The organism is Sporosarcina sp. BP05 (assembly GCF_014282005.1).
Taxonomy (GTDB): Bacteria; Bacillota; Bacilli; order Bacillales_A; family Planococcaceae; genus Sporosarcina.
Map to the genome: position 1 here is coordinate 282,554 of NZ_JACFTD010000001.1, position 24,510 is coordinate 307,063.

23 protein-coding genes are annotated in these 24,510 nt (G+C 43.6%); 10 read left to right on the forward strand and 13 right to left on the reverse strand.

The window, feature by feature from the left end; translation table 11 throughout:
• Positions 1-191: 191 nt before the first annotated feature.
• From H2672_RS01175 to H2672_RS01190, 4 genes are all read right to left on the reverse strand, one after another.
• Complete coding sequence (locus H2672_RS01175; protein ID WP_186668082.1) at positions 192-1,358, reverse strand: saccharopine dehydrogenase family protein; 1,167 nt, start codon at positions 1,356-1,358, stop codon at positions 192-194.
• A gap of 24 nt (positions 1,359-1,382) precedes the next feature.
• On the reverse strand, positions 1,383-2,861 hold the full coding sequence (locus H2672_RS01180) for an aldehyde dehydrogenase family protein (RefSeq protein ID WP_186668084.1): 1,479 nt from the start codon (positions 2,859-2,861) through the stop codon (positions 1,383-1,385).
• Positions 2,862-3,046: 185 nt separating this feature from the next.
• Positions 3,047-4,090: an SEC-C metal-binding domain-containing protein gene (locus H2672_RS01185; protein WP_186668086.1), complete on the reverse strand. Its 1,044-nt coding sequence runs from the start codon at positions 4,088-4,090 to the stop codon at positions 3,047-3,049.
• 121 nt (positions 4,091-4,211) lie between these two features.
• The gene (locus H2672_RS01190; RefSeq protein ID WP_186668088.1) at positions 4,212-5,720 is read right to left on the reverse strand and encodes a DHA2 family efflux MFS transporter permease subunit; all 1,509 of its coding nucleotides are present in this window, start codon (positions 5,718-5,720) and stop codon (positions 4,212-4,214) included.
• A gap of 233 nt (positions 5,721-5,953) precedes the next feature.
• Here H2672_RS01190 and H2672_RS01195 point away from each other — a divergent pair, with 233 nt between their 5' ends.
• Entirely contained in the window at positions 5,954-6,838 is an 885-nt protein-coding gene (locus H2672_RS01195; protein WP_186668090.1) for a TetR/AcrR family transcriptional regulator, read from the forward strand.
• A 93-nt stretch (positions 6,839-6,931) separates the two neighbouring features.
• Positions 6,932-7,729: a TIGR00266 family protein gene (locus H2672_RS01200; protein ID WP_186668092.1), complete on the forward strand. Its 798-nt coding sequence runs from the start codon at positions 6,932-6,934 to the stop codon at positions 7,727-7,729.
• A 688-nt stretch (positions 7,730-8,417) separates the two neighbouring features.
• Here the strand turns inward: H2672_RS01200 and H2672_RS01205 are convergent.
• A complete protein-coding gene (locus H2672_RS01205; RefSeq protein ID WP_186668094.1) occupies positions 8,418-9,320 on the reverse strand; it encodes a LysR family transcriptional regulator in 903 nt (300 codons plus the stop codon).
• Between the two features lie 133 nt (positions 9,321-9,453).
• On the opposite strand from H2672_RS01205, the gene hutG reads away from it, so the two are divergent.
• The 3 genes from hutG to H2672_RS01220 all read left to right on the forward strand — a co-directional run bounded on the left by hutG (position 9,454) and on the right by H2672_RS01220 (position 13,155).
• Entirely contained in the window at positions 9,454-10,428 is a 975-nt protein-coding gene (gene hutG, locus H2672_RS01210; protein WP_255485233.1) for a formimidoylglutamase, read from the forward strand.
• Entirely contained in the window at positions 10,412-11,602 is a 1,191-nt protein-coding gene (gene gltS / locus H2672_RS01215) for a sodium/glutamate symporter (protein ID WP_186668096.1), read from the forward strand. The genes hutG and gltS overlap by 17 nt, the downstream gene beginning before the upstream one ends.
• 185 nt (positions 11,603-11,787) lie before the next feature.
• Positions 11,788-13,155, forward strand: coding sequence for a sodium-dependent transporter (locus H2672_RS01220; protein ID WP_186668097.1), 1,368 nt, complete (start codon positions 11,788-11,790; stop codon positions 13,153-13,155).
• 144 nt (positions 13,156-13,299) lie between these two features.
• On the opposite strand, the gene H2672_RS01225 is transcribed toward H2672_RS01220, so the two are convergent.
• Complete coding sequence (locus H2672_RS01225; RefSeq protein ID WP_186668098.1) at positions 13,300-13,713, reverse strand: VOC family protein; 414 nt, start codon at positions 13,711-13,713, stop codon at positions 13,300-13,302.
• A gap of 67 nt (positions 13,714-13,780) precedes the next feature.
• Positions 13,781-14,743 (reverse strand): 2-hydroxyacid dehydrogenase, encoded by a 963-nt coding sequence (locus tag H2672_RS01230; RefSeq protein ID WP_186668099.1) that lies wholly within the window; start codon positions 14,741-14,743, stop codon positions 13,781-13,783.
• A gap of 124 nt (positions 14,744-14,867) precedes the next feature.
• On the opposite strand from H2672_RS01230, the gene H2672_RS01235 reads away from it, so the two are divergent.
• The 5 genes from H2672_RS01235 to H2672_RS01255 all read left to right on the forward strand — a co-directional run bounded on the left by H2672_RS01235 (position 14,868) and on the right by H2672_RS01255 (position 20,358).
• Positions 14,868-16,487: an ATP-binding protein gene (locus H2672_RS01235; protein ID WP_370569578.1), complete on the forward strand. Its 1,620-nt coding sequence runs from the start codon at positions 14,868-14,870 to the stop codon at positions 16,485-16,487.
• Complete coding sequence (locus tag H2672_RS01240) at positions 16,471-17,163, forward strand: response regulator (RefSeq protein WP_186668100.1); 693 nt, start codon at positions 16,471-16,473, stop codon at positions 17,161-17,163. The genes H2672_RS01235 and H2672_RS01240 overlap by 17 nt, the downstream gene beginning before the upstream one ends.
• A 138-nt stretch (positions 17,164-17,301) precedes the next feature.
• Positions 17,302-18,309, forward strand: a complete 1,008-nt coding sequence (locus tag H2672_RS01245; RefSeq protein ID WP_186668102.1) for a Bug family tripartite tricarboxylate transporter substrate binding protein — start codon at positions 17,302-17,304, stop codon at positions 18,307-18,309.
• A gap of 54 nt (positions 18,310-18,363) precedes the next feature.
• Positions 18,364-18,813, forward strand: a complete 450-nt coding sequence (locus tag H2672_RS01250) for a tripartite tricarboxylate transporter TctB family protein (protein ID WP_186668104.1) — start codon at positions 18,364-18,366, stop codon at positions 18,811-18,813.
• A gap of 18 nt (positions 18,814-18,831) precedes the next feature.
• Complete coding sequence (locus tag H2672_RS01255) at positions 18,832-20,358, forward strand: tripartite tricarboxylate transporter permease (protein ID WP_186668106.1); 1,527 nt, start codon at positions 18,832-18,834, stop codon at positions 20,356-20,358.
• A 109-nt stretch (positions 20,359-20,467) separates the two neighbouring features.
• Here H2672_RS01255 and moaA read toward each other — a convergent pair whose 3' ends face one another.
• From moaA to H2672_RS01285, 6 genes are read right to left on the reverse strand one after another with little or no spacing between them, the layout of a single operon-like run.
• Positions 20,468-21,460, reverse strand: coding sequence for a GTP 3',8-cyclase MoaA (gene moaA / locus H2672_RS01260; RefSeq protein WP_186668361.1), 993 nt, complete (start codon positions 21,458-21,460; stop codon positions 20,468-20,470).
• 22 nt (positions 21,461-21,482) lie between these two features.
• Entirely contained in the window at positions 21,483-22,055 is a 573-nt protein-coding gene (gene mobA, locus H2672_RS01265) for a molybdenum cofactor guanylyltransferase (protein WP_186668109.1), read from the reverse strand.
• Positions 22,052-22,285, reverse strand: coding sequence for a molybdopterin converting factor subunit 1 (gene moaD, locus H2672_RS01270; RefSeq protein WP_186668111.1), 234 nt, complete (start codon positions 22,283-22,285; stop codon positions 22,052-22,054). Before moaD ends, mobA begins: the two co-directional genes overlap by 4 nt.
• Complete coding sequence (locus H2672_RS01275; protein ID WP_186668113.1) at positions 22,282-22,728, reverse strand: molybdenum cofactor biosynthesis protein MoaE; 447 nt, start codon at positions 22,726-22,728, stop codon at positions 22,282-22,284. Before H2672_RS01275 ends, moaD begins: the two co-directional genes overlap by 4 nt.
• Entirely contained in the window at positions 22,715-23,236 is a 522-nt protein-coding gene (mobB, locus tag H2672_RS01280) for a molybdopterin-guanine dinucleotide biosynthesis protein B (protein ID WP_186668115.1), read from the reverse strand. The genes H2672_RS01275 and mobB overlap by 14 nt, the downstream gene beginning before the upstream one ends.
• Positions 23,224-24,480, reverse strand: a complete 1,257-nt coding sequence (locus H2672_RS01285) for a molybdopterin molybdotransferase MoeA (protein WP_186668117.1) — start codon at positions 24,478-24,480, stop codon at positions 23,224-23,226. The genes mobB and H2672_RS01285 overlap by 13 nt, the downstream gene beginning before the upstream one ends.
• Positions 24,481-24,510 lie beyond the last annotated feature (30 nt).

Sequence of the window (24,510 nt, forward strand, 5' to 3'; positions counted from 1 at the left end):
AGCCGTTGCCGCAGGACGTGGCGCACTTAGGCTGTGTTCCTTGATAGTCAGACCAACTATGCGGAAGTTCACCGCGCCGTTGGTCCGCCTTATGCCTGTCGCGGGCCTACAGGAAGTAGGTCATGCAGCTGTTGCCACAGGAAGTGGCGCACTTAAGCTGCGTTCCTTTTAGGCGCCTTCCGCTTTTCTAGTCAGACATGTGCCTCGTTCGACTCGATACTTTCTTCGATAACGACACCGCGCTTTTTCATCTCTTCAATATACAATTCGCCGGGTACGATATTCTCTGGCGGATGGACTCCACGTTTCGTAATGGTGCCATTGCCAATCATTTGCGCCACAATGGAAATCGTATTTGCCGTCGCACGCGCCATTGCAGTCTCATTTACCGCCGTATCCTTCTCCGTAATAAGATCGTACTCGTATGTTACCGGCATACCCGTTTTTTCACCGCTTACAATGACGCGCAGCAACACCGCATCCGATTTCTCACCAAGGCGAAGTTGCGGTGACAGATGCTCCCTCATGACATCGCGGACTTTCACTTTATGACCGTCAACAGTCACTTCATTGTCCCGTGACAGCAAGCCTAAATCGACAAATAGCTGGAATTTCTCCGCATGCCCTTTGTATCGAATCGTCTTGTATTCGAGTGTCTCCACGTTCGGGAACGATTTCGTCAGTGTCGACGTGCCGCCTGATGTATGAAACGCTTCAAGCTCGCCGTATTTATCAAAATGGATCGTTTCGATTTCGGACAATGATGGAACTTCCAACAGTTGTCCATTTCGAATAACGTGAGAAGGATCAGTGTAATGATCAAACACGCCTTCCAATGAAAAGACGACATTATAATTAAGTGGCGGCTCCGGTTTCACCGGAATCCCCCCAACATATAGTTTAATAGCGTTAACCTTATCAAGCTTCCCCGCCCCGTAACCAGCAAGAATATTAATCATTCCAGGAGCTACCCCTAGATCTGGTATGATTGTCACGCCTTTCGCAATCGCCTCGTCTGCTAGACCGAGCACTGCATCCGTTGCACCGCCGATATGACCGCCAAGATCAATGGAATGAACACCGATATCTACTGCGGTTCGAGCAACCTTTTCATTAAACGTATAGAATAGCGCATTGATAACCACGTCCCCTAGTGCCATAACTTCGCTTAATTGCTGATCATTTTTCGCATCCAGTGGTAAAACGTCTAACTTTTCGGACATGAGCTCCTCTGCAAAGTCTTCCGCCTGCTTGACGTTCAGATCAGTCAAATATACTCTTTCTACGTCATCACTTTTCACTAGATCGCGTGCTGCCTCTTTCCCCATTAAACCTGCTCCAAGTATGACAACCTTCATTTCCCCATCCCCTAACGTTAGGTATTAGTCTGTGTCAATCTGCGCGCGTTGCAATTTCCCGCTAAAGTCTATATAAATACTTTTCCATTCAGTGAATACGTCGAGTGCGGCAACACCAGAATCGCGGTGCCCGTTGCCCGTCCCTTTTGTTCCGCCAAATGGCAGATGGATTTCGGCACCTGTCGTTCCAGCATTCACGTAGACAATACCTGTATCAAGATCACGTTGTGCCCGGAACACTTTATTGACATCGCGCGAGAAAATTGAACTTGAAAGTCCAAACTTCACACTGTTATTGACCTCAATCGCTTCATCTAGACTTGAAACTTCAATAAGCGAAACGACAGGCCCGAAAATTTCTTCTTGCGCAAGGCGGCTATCCCATTTCACATCTGTGAATAAAGTTGGTTCGTAATAATGGCCATCCGCAAGTTTTCCAGCCGTCAATATATTTCCACCCGCAAGAAGTTTCGCACCTTCATCCTTGCCAATTCCGACATAACCATGAATTTTATCGAGCGCTTTTTTATTGATCACTGGGCCGATTTTTACTGATTCATCCAGTCCATCGCCAATCGATAACACTTTCATCGCTTCCACAAGTTTTTGCTCGAGTTCTTCCTTTACATCTGTATGCACGATGACGCGGCTACATGCTGTACAACGCTGACCCGCTGTACCGAATGCACTCCAAAGGATCCCTTCCACTGCCAGTTCGATATCCGCGTCATCCATAACGATGACCGCATTTTTACCACCCATTTCAAGCGACACTTTTTTCAAATGGCGTCCACCAGTTTCCGCAACATGACGACCCGTTTCAGTCGACCCTGTGAATGAAATAACGCGAACATCGGGGTGTTCAATCATTGCTGTTCCAACTTCCGCTCCCGACCCGAAAACAATATTCGCAACACCTGCAGGGAGCCCTGCTTCTTCAAATATAAGTGCCATTTCGTACGCCATCATAGGTGTTTCCGTTGCTGGTTTCCAGATGAATGTATTGCCCGCGACAATTGCCGGGAACGATTTCCATGTCGCAATCGCCACTGGGAAATTCCATGGCGTTATAAGCCCGACAACTCCGATTGGCGCACGGACACTCATTGCGAACTTGTCTTGAAGCTCTGAAGGTACTGTTTCCCCGAACATCCGGCGTCCTTCTCCTGCCATGTAGAGCGCCATATCAATGCCTTCCTGCACTTCACCGCGTGCCTCTTCGATGACTTTCCCCATTTCTTTCGTCAATACCTGCGATAAATGCTCTTTCTTCTCTTTCATAAGCCGTCCAATTTCATATAAAAAGTCTGCTCGTTTCGGTGCGGGAACGAGTGCCCATTTTCTCTGAGCCTCTTTCGCCGACTTTACCGCAAGACTCACATCTTCTTTAGTCGATAATCTTACTTGCGCCAGCTCCATACCATTTGCCGGATTCAAGACTGCCGTATAATCTGCCCCACCAGCTTCCTGCCATGAACCTCCGATATAATTGTTCAGTCGCATTGCAACATGCCCCTTTCTTTAATACATCATTTTGAAAACGCTTACATCACCTATCAATTCGACATTTCCTACCATATCCCTTTAATTTTACCGAAAATGAAAAACCCCGGACGATTTAATGCCCGTCCAGGGTTAATCCACTTCTATCCTATTCATTTATATCGCTAATCATTCCATGTAAAGAGTTATTCCTCCACTTGCTGACGACTCCGTTCGTACATTTCAATAACAAATTCACGGATATTATCTGCATGTTTCATCATCGAACTTGTCGATACAACGAACAATTTCGCAATTTCAGCATTCGTCAATTCTTCATCTTCCATGATTCCTAAATCAATTGCTACAAAAAATACTGCAGCGGCGATAACACCAGGTTTTCGGAAGTTGGGGCGCTCTTTCAAGAAATACGTTACGACAATATTCCTCAGTAATTCACGCGCTTCTTTAGGCGTATTTCTTAATTCAAGCACTTCATCAAGGCTCTCGATTACTTCTTGCTGAACCGGAGTAAAATCATGCTCTATGAGTTCATTCACTGTTCGTGAATCCCTGGCAAGCAAAATTTCGTAGACGTCTGTCATATGCTCATTATAGAACGCGAGACTCTTATCAAATCCGCTTGACTCCGCAAGTTCAACTATCTGTTTTTCGAGGGAGCCATTCCAATCATTAATGAACATGAGTGAAGAGATTACGTAGATATCATTATTCTGGTCCCGATTATCCGGCAAAACAATACCGAATACGAATGAATGCTCTTCTAGTAGCATCCCTTCTTTCTTTTCCAGTTTGAACATGCCCTCGCCAAGTATTTCTTGGACAACAACATATCCTTCCTTCTCCTCTTTGACCTTAGCAAACAAAACAATAGGCTCTTTCCATAATTCCAGAACGGATCGAACTGCACCCCTTAACGGGCTATTCAAAACTCTGAGGAGATGACGCTTCCACAAATCACGCCGCGCAACGAATAAGAAATATTCACTAACAGCCTCTTCTACGTCATCCGGTCCCATCAGTTTATCAAGTTTACTTTTCCAGTGTCTTCTATGGCTTTCGTACTCTGATATATCCGCTGGGGCTGTAGCTTGTTCATATGCACCAAAGACGATACGCTCAAGTTCCTCATCAATAAGTGTCTCTAAAGGTGATTCATTTTTCTCAGCACAACACTTTTTATATTTCTTACCGCTCCCACATGGACACGGATCGTTTCTTCCTACCATTTTCCCACGTCCTTACAATTATACGTTATAATATTTACCTCTCACTCAATAGTAACAGAAACAAAAAAACTCCGCAGTGGTATATATATATACCCATGCAGAGCACTCTTTAATCTTTTGCTTATTTTTTACTTTCCTCGGACTTAGTAAGTGATTTGTCGTTAGTTGGTAGCGCTACACGTTTCATGAAAAACGACAGAGCCAAGGCAACAATCGCGACAATTGTCGAGATGAAAAACGAGAAACTAATTCCGTCAAGCATCGCTTGTGCTTCCAATTGCTCCTTTAGTTTTGCAAGCCCCTCAGTTGTTGACGGAGCATTCCCTGATGCCTGGACTTTTGCAAATAACTCCGCACCGGTTGATTCCATCCGCTTCGTCATAATTGTTAACAGAATCGCGGATCCAATTGCACCGGACACTTGCTGCAACGTGTTATTCATCGCCGTTCCGTGTGGATTAGAGATCATCGGTAATTGATTCAACCCGTTCGTCATAACAGGCATCATTACCATTGAAATCCCTAACATACGAATCGTATAAATCATCATAATATAATAATATCCAGACTCCATGCCAAGTCTACTTAAATAGAATGTTGAAATGACTGTGATCGTAAGGCCGATGATCGCCAAAATCCTTGCACCGTACTTATCGAATAAGCGACCTGTAATCGGAGACATAAGCCCCATTACAATCGCACCTGGAAGCATAAGTAATCCTGAATGGAACGGTGAAATTCCCCGTATTGTCTGGACATAGAGGGGCGTAAGAATCATGCCGGAAAACATTGCAATCGATAGTACGATTGAGATAGCAGACGATAAGGCGAACATTGGATGTTTGTAAATCTTGAAATCCAACATTGGGTCATCCATACGAAGTTGACGCACGATAAACGCTACAAGTGCGATCGTACCGACAATGATCGTTCCATAGACAAGTAGCGAATCCCACCCCTTATCTCCCGCTGAACTGAATCCGTAAAGGAGCCCGCCGAAACCAACACTAGACAAAACTAGCGAAAATACATCTAATTTCATGTCACGGTTCGGTGTAATGTTACGCAATTTAAAGAACGCATAAATGAGTGTCAAAATGGAAAACGGTAAAACGATACCGAAAAGTGTTCGCCATGTGTAATGTTCAATTACCCAACCCGATAGAGTTGGACCAATCGCCGGCGCTGTAATCATTACAAGACCAAAAATCCCCATCGCAGTTCCCCTACGCTCAATTGGAAATGCCGTCAGCATAACGTTCATAAGGAGCGGCATCATCATGGCGGATCCACACGCTTGAATCATCCGAGCAGCAACAAGTACACCAAATGATGGTGCAAGCATTGCAAGAATCGTCCCTAAAGTAAACAGCACCATAGCTGTTAAGAACAATCTCCTATTTGTGAACTTTTGTATAAAGAATGCACTTGCCGGGATTAAAATACCGTTAATAAGCATATATCCAGTCGTTAGCCATTGGACAACTGATGGTTTTACATCGAACTCAACCATAATTGTCGGCAATGCAACGTTCAACAATGTATTATTTAATAAAGCGACAAATGCGCCTATGAACAGGATGGCTATCATGCCATAAGGCGGTTTTTCTTGCATTTTTTTAATATCCATATTACTTCCCCCTATTAATACGTAACGTATAGATTTTGTACCCCGAGTACATCATGTTCAATATATTATACCGATAGTCCAAAACATGCAACCTCCGTAAACGCTTTCATATAAAAAAATTTATATCATTGATATAACAACACTTTAGAGATACCATATAAATGTACCACTAGTACAAATTTAATTTATCTCTTCTTGAAAATCTCAACAAAATACAGAATAAAGGTGATTATATGAACGATCGTAAACGCCAGGTTTTATTGACAGCACAACGACTTTTTATAGATAAAGGGTTTTCCACTACGTCTGTTCAAGACATATTAGACGAGTCCTGTATTTCAAAAGGAACATTCTATAATTACTTCTCTTCCAAGAATGAATGTCTTAAAGCGATACTCGAACATGCACACGATGAGACGACTGTAAGAAGGCATGAATTGCTTATTGGACAAGACTTGTCCGATAAGCACATTTTGGTTGAACAAATTTTGATTCGTATGCACTTGAATCGTGAACAAAATTTGCTACCCATTTTTGAGGCAGTCTTTCATTCAGGGGATAGCGACTTGCGAGGTTTCATCAAGAACATGCTTTTAGCTGAGTTTTCTTGGTTAACAAGAAGACTGGTGGACGTCTATGGCAAAGATGCAGTGCCCTACGCTGCTGATTGCGCCGTTATGCTATTCGGAATGATGCAGCAAATACTTCATGCTTGGTCAGCCGTTTCCAAAGAGGAAATGGACTCCTTGAAACTCGTCACTTTCTTACTACGTAGAATCGATTCCATCATGCCGGGTATGATTAGCACAAAAGATGCTTTTTTCACTGAAGATGTATTTTTCAAGTTGAATAGTGATGTAGGAGAACAAGCAGAGACAAAGGAACAATTGCTCGAAAGCCTTACAGGGTTTTCGGAACTACTCGGAGACGATGCTCTTCCCGCTGGCAAACAATATGTTCAATTTCTATTGGAAGAACTTCGCTCTGAGTGTCCACGAATATTCGTACTCGAGTCCATCGTCCGCTCGTTCCGGGAGGCTTTCAAAGGATTCTCTCACGAACCCGAAGCTCACGAGCTCGCTTACAAAGTTTGGCGTTATGTGGACACACTCGAATAGTTAGATTTCCTCTTCACTTTTTTGAAACTTTCTCCACTCTATTTCGTATGATTGAGTAGTAGAATATTTTTTCTTAGGGAGGAACGAGATAAGATGAACAATCATGAAATTGATTACAAAATACATGGCGATGATATGCAGTTTGTAGAAGTTGAGCTTGATCCTAAAGAGACGGTAGTGGCAGAAGCAGGGGCTCTTATGATGATGGAGGACGGTATCGAAATGGAAACAATCTTCGGTGACGGATCCGGCACTTCAGGCGGGGGAATTATGGGGAAACTGATGGGCGCCGGAAAACGAATGTTGACTGGAGAAAGTTTATTCATGACAACATTCACAAATACGGGGGCAGGCAAAAAGCATGTCTCTTTCGCATCTCCTTACCCTGGGAAAATCATTCCGATGGATTTAAGTGAGCATAACGGCAAAATCATCTGCCAAAAAGATGCCTTTCTTGCTGCGGCAAAAGGCGTGTCCGTTGGAATTGAATTTCAACGTAAACTGGGTACCGGCTTTTTCGGTGGTGAAGGGTTCATCATGCAAAAACTCGAAGGCGATGGTATGACGTTCATCCACGCTGGAGGTACGATTATCGAAAAAAGGCTGCGACCGGGCGAAATATTACGTGTTGACACGGGATGTCTCGTGGCGATGACGCATAACGTGAATTACAACATCGAAATGGTGAAAGGTGTAAAAACGGCATTATTCGGCGGTGAAGGACTCTTTTTTGCGACACTAAAGGGACCTGGAACTGTTTGGATTCAATCACTTCCATTCTCTAGACTCGCTAGCCGTGTCTTTGCAGCTGCACCGCAAACACCTGGTGGAGGTTCACGTGATGAAGGAAGTATTGCAGGCGGCTTGTTCAATTTGCTTGGCGGGAAATAACTAGTTAATTTCACTACCGAACACTGGGCACTACGTGTATAGATGACTTTGTTTTGCTTTGGATTGAATGACTTCTATACGATTACCGAGATGGCTGGATGTGTGGGGGTGCGACTTTGTCGCACCCCCACACATTTTTTTCGGTAATCGCATGGTGATCCTTCATCCGTCGCGCTCCAAATTCATAAATACATGTAGTGCTTGAGCCTTTTGGGACGAAAGAATAGAGGGCAACAACCTGGAGAAAAGCCGCCAAAGATGCAATTTTGGCGGCTGAAACTTTCTATAGGGTTTTCTCTTTTTTCATTAAAGAAGTGTCACTTTCTAGTAGGTATCACATGATTAGTTCATACTCTTTGTTAAAATTAAGCAAGAAGCACATTATACAACGTTCAAGAGTACCCGAAATTGCATCTTCGGGCACTTACACTCTCTATAGAAAGTTATCTACTCTTTTCTTCAAAAACAACTGCATTTTTCACTTGAATAGTGTAGGTACGCGACAGGCAACTATTCGCAACAGGGTTATTGAAAAAAATGTGGCTAGAAGTGACGGAGTCACTTCTAGCCACACTTAAGCCCCTCAGTAAATCTGTCATGAATACTTAGCCGAAAGCGGACCGAAAATGATCCAGTGAAAATGGCGTTTTCCAAGCCCTTCTCACGAGTATTTCATACAAATGAAGGGTTAATCAACAGACGCGTCCTTGTATAAAAAGAAGTTTTCAACTTCCGTTATAAATGCTTTTATCGCCGGTGATAAATACCGATCTTTCATGTACGTCAAATACACGGTTCTCTCCAGCGCAGAAGAATCGATGACTTTACTGACGATTGAAAAGTCATGTGGTCCTTGTAAGTAATTTTCGGGAATAAGTGCAATGCCTAAATTTTCACTGACTAAACTTAATGCCGTTTCGAAACGCTCAATTTCGTATTTAATTGTAGGCGCCGTATTGTCCAATGCAAAAGCACGTAATATGTCTTCCCTTGTCTGAAACCCTTCGGTACTAATGATGAATTGCTCATGCTTCAACTCTTTTAACGTTATTGATTCCCTTCCCGCCATTAGATGACTTTCATGAAGGACCAATACAAGTTTTTCCTTGTACAATGGGACTGCTTCAATATCCTCCTCTTTAATTTGCTGGTTCGTGATGATGGCATGTGTTTCATATTTCCTCAACGAATTCTTTACATCGTCACCACCTAATACTTCCATTAATCGAATGTGCATCCCGGAAAAATGCTCATTGTATCGAGAGATCACTTTTGGAATCCAATACTTCACCGATTCAATCATGCCGATTTGGAGTTCCCCTTTTCCAATGAGCCTTACCTCTTCCATTTCCTTCTTTACAATCGACATTTCTGATAAAAGATGAATCGCTCTGTCGTATAAAACCTCTCCCGCTTCCGTTAGTCTACTATTCCTTGTGTTACGTTCAATAATTTGAAACCCCAAATCCCGTTCCAAGTTTTTTATGGCGTTGCTTAATGACGGTTGAGAGATATGTAACTTCTCTGCCGCTTTGGAAAAACTCATATGATCGACGACTGAAACGAAATAGTTTAACTGTTTTAAGTCCATACTGATTGTCACTCCCCCCGAGTTATAGTTTTTGAATATAAATATATAGTAATTACATATTAGAAGTTATAAATTAAATACTTTATAATAAATGAATAACGCTGTATCTGAAAGTTCGGAAAGGGTGAAACAATTGCTTACTAAAGTAGATAATCATATATGGTCAGGACGTACAGATCACATTGAAAATAGAACGAGTTTTCGCTATCACCAAGTCGTTGAAGTTATCGGGGTGGAAGATTTTCCATCATCACCCGATACATGTGCAATTATCGGTTTTGAAAGCGAGGAAGGCGTCCGTCGCAACAAAGGACAACTTGGCGCAGCACAAGCGCCAGATGCATTGCGTAGTGAACTAGCCAAACTGCCATGGAAGTTCCCGGAAAGTAAACGACTTGTCGATGTTGGAAATATTCAATACATGGGTACTGACCTAGAAAAAGCCCAACAACAACTAGGCGACACAATTGCAAAAGCACTAGAGAAAAAAATGACACCAATCATTCTTGGTGGCGGTCATGAAACCGCTTACGGTCATTATCTTGGAATCCGAAAATCAATCGGAGAACACGCTTCTCTCGGGATTATTAACATAGATGCCCACTTCGACTTACGCTCATACGACGAACAACCGTCATCAGGCACGATGTTCAAACAAATACTTGAGCATGATAAAAAGAGCAGCTACTTCGTCGTCGGAATTCAGCGATACGGCAACACGCAAGAACTGTTTGATACAGCCGATAGGCTCGGCGTCAAATATGAATACGAAGAGAATATGCATATCGGAAATATAAACAAATTAACAGTAGCTCTTGAACAATTTATCAACCAACATGACTTTGTTTTTCTTACCTTATGCACAGATGTACTGAATGCCGCCTTCGCGCCAGGCGTCAGTGCCCCTTCGCCATTTGGACTAGATCCTTCCGTTGTGCGTTCAATTATTCGAACAGTCGCCTCACACGAAAAAACACTGTCATTTGACATTTCGGAAGTAAATCCTCTTTTGGATGAAAATAATCGGACAGTAAAACTTGGAGCATACTTAATAAATGAAGCTATTACAACTTTTTTAGGAGGGAAAATTCATGACGCTAGTTCTTAATCAAGTCTCCACGATTTTCCTTGCCATCGCATTACTAACCTTCGGAATGGTTTTAATTAAAAAGGTTGGTTTTTTACGAAAGTTCTGTATACCTGCTCCCGTTGTTGGTGGATTATTATTCGCCACTTTAGCGACCATTCTCAAATCTCTTGGATGGCTAGAAATCACACTTGATACATCCCTACAAAGTTTATTCATGCTTACATTCTTTACGACAATCGGTTTAGGAGCAAGCTTTAAACTTATTAAACTTGGCGGGAAGGTTCTTGTCATCTACTGGCTGGCATGTGGATTTTTAGCGCTTGCACAAAACACAATCGGAGTCTCGATGGCTTATTTGTTCGACTTGCACCCACTCATCGGGATGATGGCTGGGGCAGTTTCAATGGAAGGCGGACACGGAGCCGCTACTGCATTCGGCCAAACGCTTGAAGATATGGGTATTAATTCAGCTCTTTCAATCGGAGTTGCAGCGGCTACATTTGGACTTGTTGCCGGCGGTCTTATTGGTGGTCCTACCGTTAAATATCTCATTACAAAACACAATCTCAAGCCTTCTGAAACGGAGAATGGGATTGGTAGCCCTATTGCAGAGATAGAAAAGCCGATTCAAACAGATTCATTTTTCACACAAATTTTCCTCATTACACTTTGTATGGCGCTTGGTACGTATTTGGGTGAATTGTTTTCAACTGCAACTGGATTTGTTCTACCAGGCTATGTAGGAGCCATGTTTGTTGCTGTTTTTGTTCGGAATATCGTCGACAAAATTAATCCAAAAGCAATCGACATGAAGAGCATTGGCTTAATCAGCGACGTTACATTAGGAATCTTCCTTTCAATGGCACTAATGAGCATCAAACTGTGGGAAGTGGCCAATTTGGCTCTTCCACTACTTGTTATCGTCTTTGTCCAAGTTGTCTTCATCGTCCTTTTCGGGATTTTCGTCTTGTTCCGTCTACTCGGGAAAGATTATGACGCGGCTATAATGGTAGCCGGTTTTACAGGGCATGGTCTCGGTGCTACACCTAATGCAATGGCAAATATGGCAGCTGTCACAGCAAGGTACGGTCCTTCGACAAAAGCATACCTAGTCGTACCGATTGTCGGTGCGTTCCTTATTGACGTGTTTGCAATGCCAATTATTATTACAACCATAAATCTATTCAATTGATGTTGAAAAGCTTCCCACATTACGCTTTCCATGTGGGAAGCTTTTTTTGTTCTTTAGGGCGTATACTTGCAACGCTCCAAAATTTGTGAATTTAGTGACAGTCCCCCAAAAATAAGCTACCATTATACATCTACCTCTTATTTTATTAATAAGTACATATTCGTTTCATCGAAAGGATTGACCATATGCCTCAACAAGAACATTGGAAATCAAAAATTGGGTTTGTGTTAGCAGCTGCCGGGTCAGCAATTGGGTTAGGGGCCATTTGGAAATTCCCATATGTAGCCGGAACTGGTGGTGGTGGTGCCTTTTTACTTATCTTCTTGTTATTCACACTATTACTTGGATTCCCTCTGCTAATCGGAGAATTCATTCTTGGGCGAAAAAGCCAAAGTGACGCTATTACTACCTACAAAAAGTTTGCACCCAATTCAGGGTGGCATATAACAGGGGTTATTGGTGTTGTTACGAGTTTTCTCGTTTTGTCATTTTACAGTGTTGTTGGAGGATGGATTATCCTCTACTTAGTTAAAGCTATGACCGGGGGCCTTGCAGGACTTTCGCAAGATCAGTTCGGGCCACTATTTGGAGAAATTATTTCGAACCCGTACTCTACCCTAACCGGTCAATTACTCTTTTTGGTGCTGACAATTGTTGTTGTAGCCCAAGGCGTTCAAAAGGGAATTGAGAAGGCAAGTAAGATTATGATGCCCGCCCTCTTTATTTTGTTTGTCATCATCGTCATCCGGTCTCTTAGCTTAGATGGGGCAATGGAGGGTGTGAAGTTTCTACTCGTACCCGACTTTACTAAACTGACATCTGAAACAATTTTATTCGCCCTGGGACAAGCATTTTTCACATTGACATTAGGAGCTTCCGTCATGGTTACGTACGCTTCTTATCTTCCTAAAACGCAAAATCTACCGGGCTCAGCGATGTCAATCATTGCTATGAATATTGTCATCGTTCTGTTAGCTGGGCTAGCGATTTTCCCAGGCGTGTTTTCATTTGGGCTTGAACCAGACGCAGGACCGACATTAATCTTTTCAGTATTACCAGCTGTATTCAATCAAATGCCCTTTGGTATGTACTTCTTCATTGCATTTTTGCTTTTATTCTTATTCGCGGCTTTAACCTCCGCATTCTCAATGATTGAAATAATCGTTGCAACTATGACGAAAAATGATCCTTCAAAACGGAAAAAATTCACTTGGATAATCGGAATTGCGATTTTCATCGTTGGAATTCCATCTTGTTTATCATATGGAGTAATGGCTGATGTAAAGTTTTTCGATAAAACGGTATTTGATTTAGTCGATTTTGCAGTAAGTAATGTATTGCTGCCACTCGGCGCATTATTAATTTCTATTTTCATCCCATTGAAGATATCTAAAACAGATTTATTTGATGAGATGAGGCAAGGTTCGAAAATCGGCAACCTTTTCTTTACTGTTTGGTTCTATTTGTTAAAATATCTAGCCCCTATTGCAATTATTATTGTCTTCCTTGATGCACTGGGTGTATTTAATTTGTTTACAAACCACTCTAAGTAAATGTTTTGCGATCCGCTAAACAATCATGGCAAATTCAGAAACCGTAAGAGGCTGTATGTCGACAAAATTAGGCATTTATTTATAGAAAAACGAGAAATCCATCACCTTAGACGGGATAGATTTCTCGTTTTTTTCATCCTATACTTAGCTCTTTTCCTCAAAGTTCAAATCCCATGTAAAACCATACTTATCCTTTACTTTCCCATACTTAGCACCCCAGAACATATCTTGCAATTCCATTAGTACCTTGCCTTCTTCGCGTAGGCCGTCGTATAATCGCTTCGCCTCTTCCTCACTTTCACAGTCGATAAGGAGGGTAACACCTAGTTTGTGATTTTCAGCTGGCTTGTCCACAGAATCGGCAAGCATAATCTGAAAATCACCTTTTTTTAAGTGGCAATGAAGAAGATAATCAGCTGCTTCGGTTGGATGTGGCAAATTAGCGTCTGCATATTTCTGCATTCTGATTCTCTCAAGTCCTAATAAGTTTGTATAGAATTCAGCCGCTTCATTTCCTTCTCCGTAAAACGTTAAGTATGGGGTGATTGCACCTTTCATGACGTTGATTCCTCCTTAAATTGAACTAGATGTATGGTTAATTCGACAATATTTCATTCGAATCCTTTTAAATGACTTGATTTTCTGGGTCGCGCCCTTCAAGGACATCCGTAATTGCCTGCGCGTTCAAATTCATCATCGCAAGTCGCGTTTTAATGCTGGCACTGCCGATATGTGGCAGTACCGTCAAATTCGGGAGTGTAAGAAGCGGATGATCGAGTGAAACGGGTTCTGTTTCAAACACGTCAAGCCCCGCCCCCCAAATCGTATCGTTTTTCAATGCTTCGTAAAGGGCCGCCTCATCAACAATTCCACCACGAGCAACGTTTATGAGAACGCCCGTATTTTTCATAAGGCCGAGTTCCCGCGCACCAATCATTCCCGCGGTCTCAGGTGTAAACGGTGCTAATATAATAACGAAATCCGCCTCTTTTAGCAGTGCATCCAACTCTCTGAATTCAAAACCGTTCTCGTCTTCCGCATCCAGTTTACGACTGCGATTATGATAAAGAACTGTCATATCAAAGCCTTTTGCCCGACGCGCAACCGCTTCGCCAATCCTTCCCATACCAATGATTCCTAGTGTTGCACCGCCAACATCCATTCCCGTAAATTTCATCGGAGCCCACGAATTCCAATTGCCTTTTCTAATTTCATTTTCTGCTGAGATTAGTTTGCGTGCTGTTGCAAGAAGAAGCGCAAAAGCAAGATCCGCCGTCGTTTCCGTCAAAACACCTGGCGTATTCGTCACGAATACGTCATGTACCCTTGCCGCTTCTAGGTCGATATTATTATAACCAACCGCCATATTTGCAACGACTTTAAGTTTCTTACCTGCTTCAAATACCTCACGATCGATGCTATCCGCCAAAACCGACCATAGTGCATCTGCTTCTGCCACTTCTGTTAATAAAATAGCGCGCGGAACCGCTACACCTTCCTCCTCCCACATCCTTACATCAAATTTCTCTCGGAGCGGCGCTACCGCTTCCTCCTCTAGCTTTCTTGTAATGAAAATTCTTGGTTTCATTCGAATCCCCCTATTCCCACAATTGACAATAGTGTAACATATAGAGAGTAGCATTTGACCTGTGGCAAACTTCAAGCAGGTCACTAGTGGTTTTGCTGCATCTAGATTCCTTAAAGATAGAGAGATGATCTCGATGAAACCCGTTTCCTTACAGTCACGCATATTCTCATATGGCGCCCTCTTTGTTTCCCTAGTGGCAATTATTATCGGCATTTCCTTCTACTTCACGATGTCACAAGGCATTGAGCAGCAGATCGGAGACCGCGCACTAAGTATAGCCAGGACGACGGCGGATCGTCCCGATGTCCGTGCAGGATTTGGACAGGTTAATCCATCGGAAGCATTGCAGCCGATTGCCGAAGCAGTGCGACTTAAAACAGGAGCTGAATATGTCGTTATCGGAAACAGTGAAGGTATCCGGTATGCGCATCCTGTTGCTGAACGGATTGGCCAAAAAATGGTTGGCGATGATAATGAACGTGCGCTCCTACTAGGGGAATCCTATATTTCCGAGGCAACCGGGACACTTGGGGCCGCTTTACGCGGAAAAACACCCGTATTTAACGAGTACGGTGAAATAATCGGTATCGTTTCCGTCGGTTTTTTAAAAGAGGATATTTCCTCTATCTTTTTTCAGTATGTCGATAACATTTCCTACATCGTGCTTATCGCAATTATCCTGGGTGTTATTGGTTCAAGCGTTCTAGCCCACAACATTAAAAAGGAACTGTTCAACTTAGAGCCTGCAGAAATAGCGAATTTATTCACCGAACGAAATGCACTTATCGAGTCTGTACGCGAAGGAATCATTATGGTCGACGCCAAAGGTATCATTACGACGGTGAATATGGCCGCATATGAAACACTTTCCCTGCCAGGGCAGACTGAACTAATCGGACGGACAATTCAGGAAGTCCTTCCGAACACCCTCCTTCCAAAGGTACTTGAAACTGGAGAAAGGCATCTCGATCGACCGATGGAGATTCACGGGAAAAAGGTAATTGTAAACCGTATTCCGATTCGTGTCGGCGAGCAGATCGTCGGTGCAGTTTCAACTTTCCGACTACAATCAGATATTGACCAACTGGCAATGGAATTATCGCAAGTCAAACGGTATACCGAAGCACTTCGAGCACAGACCCATGAATACACTAATTTCTTGTACACCATTTCAGGTCTTATTCAGCTTAATTCATACGACGAAGCACTAAGCCTTATTCATGACGAGACAGCTGAACATCAATCACTCATCCAGTTCGTAACAAAGCGATTGCAAGACCCGTTTCTCGGAGGGATTGTCATCGGTTTCTTCAACCGTGCGAAAGAATTGAAAGTCCGGTTCCTTCTTGATGAAGATAGTTTCTTGCAGACACTTCCGAAACACTTGGAAAAAAACCACTTCGTTTCTATTATAGGAAATCTAGTAACAAATGCTTTTGAAGCTGTTGAGTCCTATCCCGAAGAACAGCGAATGGTTCGTATCTTCATTTTGGATAACGGACAAGAAATTTTAATCGAAATAGAAGATTCGGGACATGGGATAGCTGATGAAGTACTGGATGTTCTATTTCAAGAAAAGGTATCAACAAAAGAACAAGGGGACCATGGATATGGACTCATGAAAGTTGCGGAAAACGTGAATGATCTCGGAGGTTCCATTACGCTGGAAAAAGGAGATTTAGGCGGTGCACTGTTCATCATTTCTATCCCGAAAGGAGGTTTTTCATATGACAGATCTGATTGAAGTCTTAATTATTGAAGATGATTTGCGAATTGCTGACATCCATAAACGGTTCATCGAGAAAATTGATGGCTTCACTGTCGTGGGTTTCGCGCATACCAGTGATGAAGCGAAAGATTGGATTTCAGCATTGTTGCCAGACCTCGTATTGCTCGATGTCTATTTACCTGACGCGCTCGGCACGGAGCTAATGGGGTTCATTCATGAAAATAGTCCGGAAACAGATATTATTTTCATAACCGCCGCGTCAGAAATTGATATTGTAAAAAGAGCATTCCGCCACGGAGTTATCGACTACGTCTTAAAACCGCTCACATTCGATCGATTTAGGGATAGCCTCCTCTCTTATAAGGATAAAAGAGAAACGCTATCCGGGGAAGGGCCTATGCAAGAAGACACCATCAAATCCCTTTGGAATAAAACACCATCAACTACATCAGCCCCTGATTCAATCCCGCCAAAAGGGATTGACCCAATGACCAAGGAGAAGGTAGTCAGCCATATTAAATGTATAGAAGGCGGCATTACTGCCGAAACACTTGGATTGGAAATTGGCGTAAGTCGTTCGACCGCAAGACGTTATCTAGAATACCTTGTGTCAGAAAAACGTGCATTTACAGAACTTCTATATGGTTCTGTCGGACGTCCGGAAAGAAGGTATTTCATCAAAGAACGGTGAACAATATGAACAAAATGACGTTTAACTTCATTATCGAACTTATAAACGATAACTCTCAATTTTACCAAAATTCTGATAGATTGATGACAGCGGATGAAAACGCTGTCATCTTTTTATTATAAGGGGGATTATAAGAAAATGTGGAAGAAACTTACGACGGTTACCCTAGCAAGTATGTTAGCGCTAAGCCTTGCAGCATGTTCTGCGGACGACGCTGAAAGCGCATCATCGAAATATCCCGAGAAAAACATTACAATCGTTGCTCCTTCCGGGGCAGGTGGCGGATGGGATCTGACCGCTAGAGCAATTGTAAAAACGATGAGCGATACGAAGCTAATTGATAAATCGATTGTAGTTGAAAACAAGCCTGGTGGTGGCGGTGCTGTTTACATGGCAGAGTTTGCAACAAAAGAAGTAAAAAATGATTACGCCCTTCTTGTTAAATCTCCACCAATCTTAATCAACAACAATAAGGCGGAAGGAAACAGTCCTTACGGCTTTAAAGATACTAAACCTTTAGCACAACTAACGCGTGACTACGGAGCAATTGTTGTCAAAGCGGATTCAGAGTTCAAAACATTGAAAGATGTGCTGGAAACAATCAAGAAAGATCCTAAATCGGTGACACTTGCCGGCGGTTCTGCTCCAGGATCGATGGACCATCTTGTCGGCGTCTTACCTGCATTCAAATACGGTATTGACCCGAAAACAGTAAAATATGTATCGTATGACGGCGGCGGAGAAGCTGTCGCGGCATTGCTTGGAGGGAATGCCGATGTTATCGCAACAGATGCCTCTGCTATTGGCGCGTACGTGAAATCCGGCGATGTCCGTGTCCTTGCAGTTAGTTCATCGGATCGTCTTGGGGGTGAATTGGCGGAAGTTCCTACATTCCAAGAAGAAGGGATTGACGCAGAATTCACAATTTGGCGCGGTCTCTTTGGTCCTAAAGAAATGTCTGATACAGCTTATGACTACTGGTCTGAAAAGCTAGAGAAGATGGTAGAAACAGATGAGTGGAAAGCTGAATTAGAGAAAAATGGTTGGGAAAGCGAATACCGTAATGCCGAAGATTTCACTATCTATTTGGAAGATCAGGACAAAGTAATTGTAGAATTACTAACAGCACTTGGTATGCAAAAGTAACATTATTCTGGCGGCTTCAGCAGCCGCCTTTTCTTTTGGGAGGTATCGAAGACTATGAGTAAAACGTTCGACCGATACAGCAGCATCGTCTTTTTACTAGTTGGTCTATTGTTTGTAATCGAAAGTCAAAAAATTTCAGACAGTGCCTACGGATCGACAGTTGGACCGAAAATTTTCCCAATGTGGCTTGGTGTTATTTTAATTCTATTAAGCTTGCGTCTATTATACGAAACATTTAAATACAAAACTAAAACAGCATCTGAATCAAAGCTGCAATATAAGAAATTCATTATTATCCTTACTAGCGCAGTTTTATATGCATTTCTATTGGAAAAAGTCGGCTACGTCATCTCAACGTTCCTTTTTTTACTTATCGCTTTTCAGACGATGGAACGTGGACGATTATTGCCTTCTGTCATTATTGCAGCCGTATTTTCACTAAGTATCTATTATCTATTTGCAGAATTTCTTGGCGGATCATTGCCCGGATTCCCTGTATTCTAGCACGAAAGGAGTCAATTCATGAGCACTTTACAGTTTTTAGCCGATGGATTCGGTATCGCCTTTCAATGGCATAATTTATTATTTGCATTTGTTGGGGTCATAATTGGGACAGCAGTCGGCGTATTGCCTGGAATTGGGCCGATGAGCGGGGTCGCCCTTCTCATCCCCGTTACAGCAACGATTACTTCAGGAATGCCAACAGATGCAGCGGCTGCCAGTTCAATCATTTTACTCGCGGGTGTCTATTACGGGGCAATGTATGGGGGTTCCACAACGTCTATTTTATTGAACACTCCTGGTGAATCTTCCTCTGTTGTCACCACACTTGACGGTTATCAGATGGCTAGACAAGGCCGAGCCGGAGCAGCTTTGGCCATCTCAGCTATTGGCTCATTTGTTGCCGGCATCATTTCGCTAATCGGTCTTGTGCTGTTAGCGGAACCACTTTCCAATATCGCCATCAAATTCGGACCAGCGGAGTATTTCTCTTTAATGCTGTTAGGTCTAGCTGCCGTAAGCGGGCTAGCTGGTAAATCGATGACGAAAGCTTTAATGATGACTGTCTTTGGACTCATGTTAGGAACAATCGGTATTGATGCCGTTTCGGGAATCGCCCGTTTTACATACAATCAACCCATTCTATTTTCCGGATTAGAGTTCCTTACAATTGCAGTCGGATTGTTCGCACTCGGTGAGGTATTCAAGACGGTTTTAGAACGTGATCATGAAGACGGAGCGATAGCAAAAATCAACCGTATTCTCCCTACAAAACAGGATATGAAAGATAGCGCCGTCCCTATTGTACGTGGTTCCTTGCTTGGTTTTTTCATCGGAGTCCTTCCAGGTGCTGGTGCGACACTAGCTTCCTTCTTCTCCTACATGACGGAGAAAAAATTCAGCAAAAATCCTGAAAGCTTTGGGAAAGGTAACATCGCTGGAGTGGCGGGCCCAGAATCGGCGAATAACGCTGCTTCCGGTGGTGCGATGATTCCCTTACTAACATTGGGTATCCCCGGCTCCGGTACGACTGCGATTCTGATGGGCGCACTTATCATGTACAACATCCAGCCAGGTCCCCTTCTCTTTGACGAACATCCGGAAGTCGCATGGGGACTTATTGCGAGTATGTTTATTGGCAACTTGATGCTATTAGTGTTGAACATGCCACTCGTTCGAGTGTTTGCCAAAATCATTCAAACGCCTAAGAAGTATTTGTTACCAATCATTGTGGCCATTTCATTTTTCGGAGTATACGCAGTGCAATATACAACTTTTGATTTATATCTGTTGCTTGGATGCGGTGTGGCCGGCTATTTATTATCAAAAAACGATTTCCCGGTTGCTCCATTAGTGTTGGCACTTGTATTAGGTCCGATGATTGAAAATAATATGCGACGAGCACTGACTATTTCAAATGGTGAATTCAGCATATTCTTCACAAAGCCGCTATCGCTCGTTTTCATCATCGCTGCTGCGGCATGGCTTCTTATCCCAATGCTATTGAAACTCAAAGGACGCGCAGTTATTGTGGAAGAAGAAGGTTGATTGAAAATTGGATTGCCTTAATAAAGGCAATCCAATTTTTAATTTATAAGAGGGATAAACAAAGCACTCGCATCCCATACGTCATTCCCCATAAAAATAAGCGCCATCCTCAGCCACCTATGTAGCTCATACCAATCTTCTTGCGATTTTTCGCCGTCTGTTCAGTTCGCTCATCCGAATAGCGGTCGCCGCGACGCTGCCATACACCTGTAATCGCTTCAAGTAGTGCCGCATCTGTCATTCCACTGCGGATCAATTCGCGTAGGTCAAACCCTTCTGACGCAAACAAACATGTAAACAGTTTGCCATCCGACGACAACCTGGACCGTGTACACGTCGAGCAAAACGACTCCGAAACGGAAGTGATGAACCCAACTTGCGCCCCATTACCCACGTAACGGTATCTCTTCGCAACTTCACCATAATAATCCTCTTCCGCCGGTTCAATCTCGTGGACAGCAGAAATCATGTCGTAAATCTCTTTTTTCGTAACAACCTTTTCAAAGCTCCATCCATTATCATTACCGACATCCATAAATTCGATGAACCGTAGCGTAATACCGCGTTCCTTAAAATAAGCGGCCATTGGAAGGATTTCTCCCTCGTTGACGCCTTTTTGAACAACCATATTTACTTTGATCGTAAAGCCGATTTTTTGAGCGTAGTCGATATTGGATAGAATCAATTGCGGTTTTATTCCTCGCCCATTCAGTTTTCCGAAAATAGACGGATCAAGCGCATCAAGGCTCATGTTCAACCGACGGAGACCTGCATCATAAAGCGGCTGTGCGTATTGTTTAAGCAACACACCATTCGTCGTCAAACCAATATCTTCAATTCCCTCAATCGTCATCAACTTTTCAACCAGTTTCGGAAGCTCACGGCGCATAAGCGGTTCTCCACCCGTCAAACGGAGCTTTTTCACGCCGAGTAATGCAAACAACTTGGCAAACCGTTCAATCTCTTCAAACGACAGCAATTCGTTTTTTGGCAGAAACACATAATTATCACCAAAAACTTCTTTCGGCATGCAGTAGGCACATCTAAAATTACAGCGATCCGTCACCGATATCCGGAGATCCCGAATCGGTCGTCCAAGCATATCTATGATTGCGTCCAAAACGTCATCCCCTTTCTAGGGCTCCCGGTGTATTCACGTTCATGAACATCCGTTTTTCATCGCCAGTCAAAGTACTACCATCCACCCAAACGGTATCACTTTGGTCGAGTATTTTCATTACACGTAGTTGGTCTTTTTCTAGCGCTTCTTTCACTGCACTCATCAATTTTCTGTCCCAAATGGAAACGAGCGGATGATACCGCCCATCCGAAACAACTGCAGTAAGACCTTTGTCGTGGCGTTCCAACAATTTCGACATGGCCCTACTATCTACAAACGGCATATCGCACGGCAATACGGCATAGCGGTCCGCTTCCACGAATTCCATCACAGACAGGATCCCTGCAAGCGGACCGAGCCCCGCATATCTAATTGAATCGGTCATCACGTTCACGCTACCGGGAAAGCACTGCATATGTTCCAGCCGTGTTACCACAAAAACTTCGGCACAGCATGGAACCAAAGCATCCATTGCCCGTTCATAAAAGTACTGCGCGCCTAGTTTCGTAAACGCTTTCGGGGAACCGAAGCGTCGCGATAATCCACCCGCTAAAATGATGCCAACCGTCCTTGTCATCCGCCACTCACTGGTGGGATAAAAGCACAGCTATCACCCGATTGGATAACATCTTCCTTTAAGGCGTATTCTTCATTTACCGCGACGTGTACGGTATCTTTTCCAAAACCCGGATACGTCGTTTCTGCCCACTCTAGCAATTCGCGTACAGTCATCGATTGTTGTTCAATCGTCTCGTCCGACTTACCTGTCAGTTCACGCAACCTTGCAAAATAGCTTACTTTGATCACTTCTGCTCAATCCCCTTTTCAGGATACTTTTTCTGACCGCCGAGCCATTCTTCGCCATCTTCCCAGACTTCTTTTTTCCATATCGGCACGATTTCCTTAATGCGCTCAATGGCATATTCATTCGCCTCATATGCAGCTTTACGATGGGGTGATGAAACCGCAATGATTACGGCGATATCTGAAATATGCATTTCTCCGATTCGATGAGCGATTGCCACTTTGACGCCTGGCCATTGTCCTTCCATTTCCGCGCCAATTTGTGCTAGTTTCTTTTCCGCCATCGGGACGTAGGCTTCATAAGCCAGATATAGTGTGCGAATTCCATGCGTCCACTCTCGGACATGCCCTGTGAATACAGTGACAGCGCCGGCACCAGCATGGAGAACGTACTCCGTGTATTTTCCTGGTTCAATCGGTGTTTCAACAATTTCAAATGGTTTCATCGCCATCCTCCTTTTCAACCCAGTCAAGCAGCCACGAATCTAGCTGTTCAACATCCAATCTAGATTTTATATGTGACATACCAGTTGGAGTTTCTGTAACCCCGACGATGAGCATAATGCTATCCAATTTACTCAGCGACTCCCAATCTTCAGCATCCCTAAGGAGGACAATTTTCTCACCTTGTTCATTCTTATACCCTTCAATAAGTAAAAAATCCGGCTTACCTATTGTCGCTAGTAGCTTGAGCCCTGTGAATTCCGGCTCTTCATTCAACAGTAATTGAACCGCGCCGCCGCCCGCAACAATCGAAACGTCAGCACCACTACCCAAAAACTGCATCGTATCTGTCTTTGAATCCGGCATGGCTGGCTGTCCCCCATGCCCATGATGCTTTAGTACAGCAACCGAAAAACCTCTATTTTTCAATAAACGTACCCATCTCGTAATAAGTGTCGTCTTGCCGCTATTTTTATAGCCTACGACATGGAGCGTCTTCATAATACCCATTCACCTACGCCTTGCTCAGCTCCAAGTAACAGCATATCGACATTCATACCAGCCGCGTAACCGCGCGTTCCGCTTGGCAAGACAATCAGGCAGTTCCCCCGTGCAATCGAAGAAACCGCATTGGATTTATTAAAACCTGCTGGCACCGCAATAATCCCGTCAGACGTCATTTCCCAGAAGGCTCGGATGAAGCGGGTGAAAGGGTTTGGCTTCGTAAAATCTTCCCCGAGCTCCGCTTGCATGCGCGGTATATACGGCGTAATTGCACCCTGCATGCCAAGAATTGCAGGTCTTGTGAACAATTCGAAACCGGTAAAACAGGCAGACGGATTGCCCGATAATCCAAACAAAAGCTTTTCTCCAAGCACCGCGACCGTCGTCACACTTCCCGGACGCATCGCAACTTTGTTGAATAAAACCTTGGCACCCAGTTGCTCATAGATTGCGGGTAAATAATCATAATCACCGACAGAAACACCGCCTGTTGTAATAAGCAAGTCCGTTTCAGCAAGTGCTTTTTCAACGATTTCCGTACATGCATCGAGATCATCTACCTGCACCCCGTATGATTTATAGTCGATTCCCATTCGGGTTAATTGCGCAGCAATCATCGGCCCGTTTGAGTTCCGAATCTTTCCTGGAACAAGTTCGTCTGCTACCTCTAGCAATTCCGTACCCGTTGATAGAATGCCTACAACAGGTCGTTTCGCGACGTTAACTTCCGCATAACCAAACGTTGCAAGGAGCGCAATTGTGCCTGGATGGATAAATGCTCCTGCCTCAGTCAGACGTTCACCCTCTTTTGCGTCTTCTCCTTTGAAAGAAATATTCTCACCTTGGCTAAATGTTTTTCGTACTGTGAAACTGCCTTTTCCTTCTGTCGTCTGCTCCAGCATAACAACTGCGTCAGCGTTTCTCGGAATCGGTGCACCCGTCATAATCCGGTACGCTTCCCCTCGTCCGACGCCGCGGTCTGCTACATGCCCCGCGCCAATTTCACCAATTACAGTGAACGAAATGCGATTATCTCCTGATGCCCCCACTGTGTCTTCTGCACGAACTGCGAACCCATCGTAGGGTGATCTGTCAAAAGACGGTACATCATGTTTTGCGTTAATCGGTTCGGCAAGAATTCTGCCATATGTATGTTCGAGCGGAATCGTTTCCATTCCGGTTACATGGACATGCTCCATAACCAGTCCGACGGCCTCAGATACCAAGATAGGCGTTCTCATTTCTACCATGTTAATCCCCCCATTCTGCTATACTGAAAT

Coding starts and splice junctions, on each gene's coding strand:
- H2672_RS01240 (WP_186668100.1), top strand. CDS start 16,471: ATGACAGATCTGATTGAAGTCTTAATTATTGAAGATGATTTGCGAATT.
- mobA (WP_186668109.1), bottom strand. CDS start 22,055: ATGACAAGGACGGTTGGCATCATTTTAGCGGGTGGATTATCGCGACGC.
- H2672_RS01275 (WP_186668113.1), bottom strand. CDS start 22,728: ATGAAACCATTTGAAATTGTTGAAACACCGATTGAACCAGGAAAATAC.
- mobB (WP_186668115.1), bottom strand. CDS start 23,236: ATGGGTATTATGAAGACGCTCCATGTCGTAGGCTATAAAAATAGCGGC.
- H2672_RS01285 (WP_186668117.1), bottom strand. CDS start 24,480: ATGGTAGAAATGAGAACGCCTATCTTGGTATCTGAGGCCGTCGGACTG.
- H2672_RS01255 (WP_186668106.1), top strand. CDS start 18,832: ATGAGCACTTTACAGTTTTTAGCCGATGGATTCGGTATCGCCTTTCAA.
- H2672_RS01245 (WP_186668102.1), top strand. CDS start 17,302: ATGTGGAAGAAACTTACGACGGTTACCCTAGCAAGTATGTTAGCGCTA.
- H2672_RS01220 (WP_186668097.1), top strand. CDS start 11,788: ATGCCTCAACAAGAACATTGGAAATCAAAAATTGGGTTTGTGTTAGCA.
- moaA (WP_186668361.1), bottom strand. CDS start 21,460: ATGCTTGGACGACCGATTCGGGATCTCCGGATATCGGTGACGGATCGC.
- H2672_RS01180 (WP_186668084.1), bottom strand. CDS start 2,861: ATGCGACTGAACAATTATATCGGAGGTTCATGGCAGGAAGCTGGTGGG.
- gltS (WP_186668096.1), top strand. CDS start 10,412: ATGACGCTAGTTCTTAATCAAGTCTCCACGATTTTCCTTGCCATCGCA.
- H2672_RS01195 (WP_186668090.1), top strand. CDS start 5,954: ATGAACGATCGTAAACGCCAGGTTTTATTGACAGCACAACGACTTTTT.
- H2672_RS01190 (WP_186668088.1), bottom strand. CDS start 5,720: ATGGATATTAAAAAAATGCAAGAAAAACCGCCTTATGGCATGATAGCC.
- H2672_RS01175 (WP_186668082.1), bottom strand. CDS start 1,358: ATGAAGGTTGTCATACTTGGAGCAGGTTTAATGGGGAAAGAGGCAGCA.
- H2672_RS01225 (WP_186668098.1), bottom strand. CDS start 13,713: ATGAAAGGTGCAATCACCCCATACTTAACGTTTTACGGAGAAGGAAAT.
- H2672_RS01200 (WP_186668092.1), top strand. CDS start 6,932: ATGAACAATCATGAAATTGATTACAAAATACATGGCGATGATATGCAG.
- H2672_RS01250 (WP_186668104.1), top strand. CDS start 18,364: ATGAGTAAAACGTTCGACCGATACAGCAGCATCGTCTTTTTACTAGTT.
- H2672_RS01235 (WP_370569578.1), top strand. CDS start 14,868: ATGATCTCGATGAAACCCGTTTCCTTACAGTCACGCATATTCTCATAT.
- H2672_RS01205 (WP_186668094.1), bottom strand. CDS start 9,320: ATGGACTTAAAACAGTTAAACTATTTCGTTTCAGTCGTCGATCATATG.
- H2672_RS01185 (WP_186668086.1), bottom strand. CDS start 4,090: ATGGTAGGAAGAAACGATCCGTGTCCATGTGGGAGCGGTAAGAAATAT.
- H2672_RS01230 (WP_186668099.1), bottom strand. CDS start 14,743: ATGAAACCAAGAATTTTCATTACAAGAAAGCTAGAGGAGGAAGCGGTA.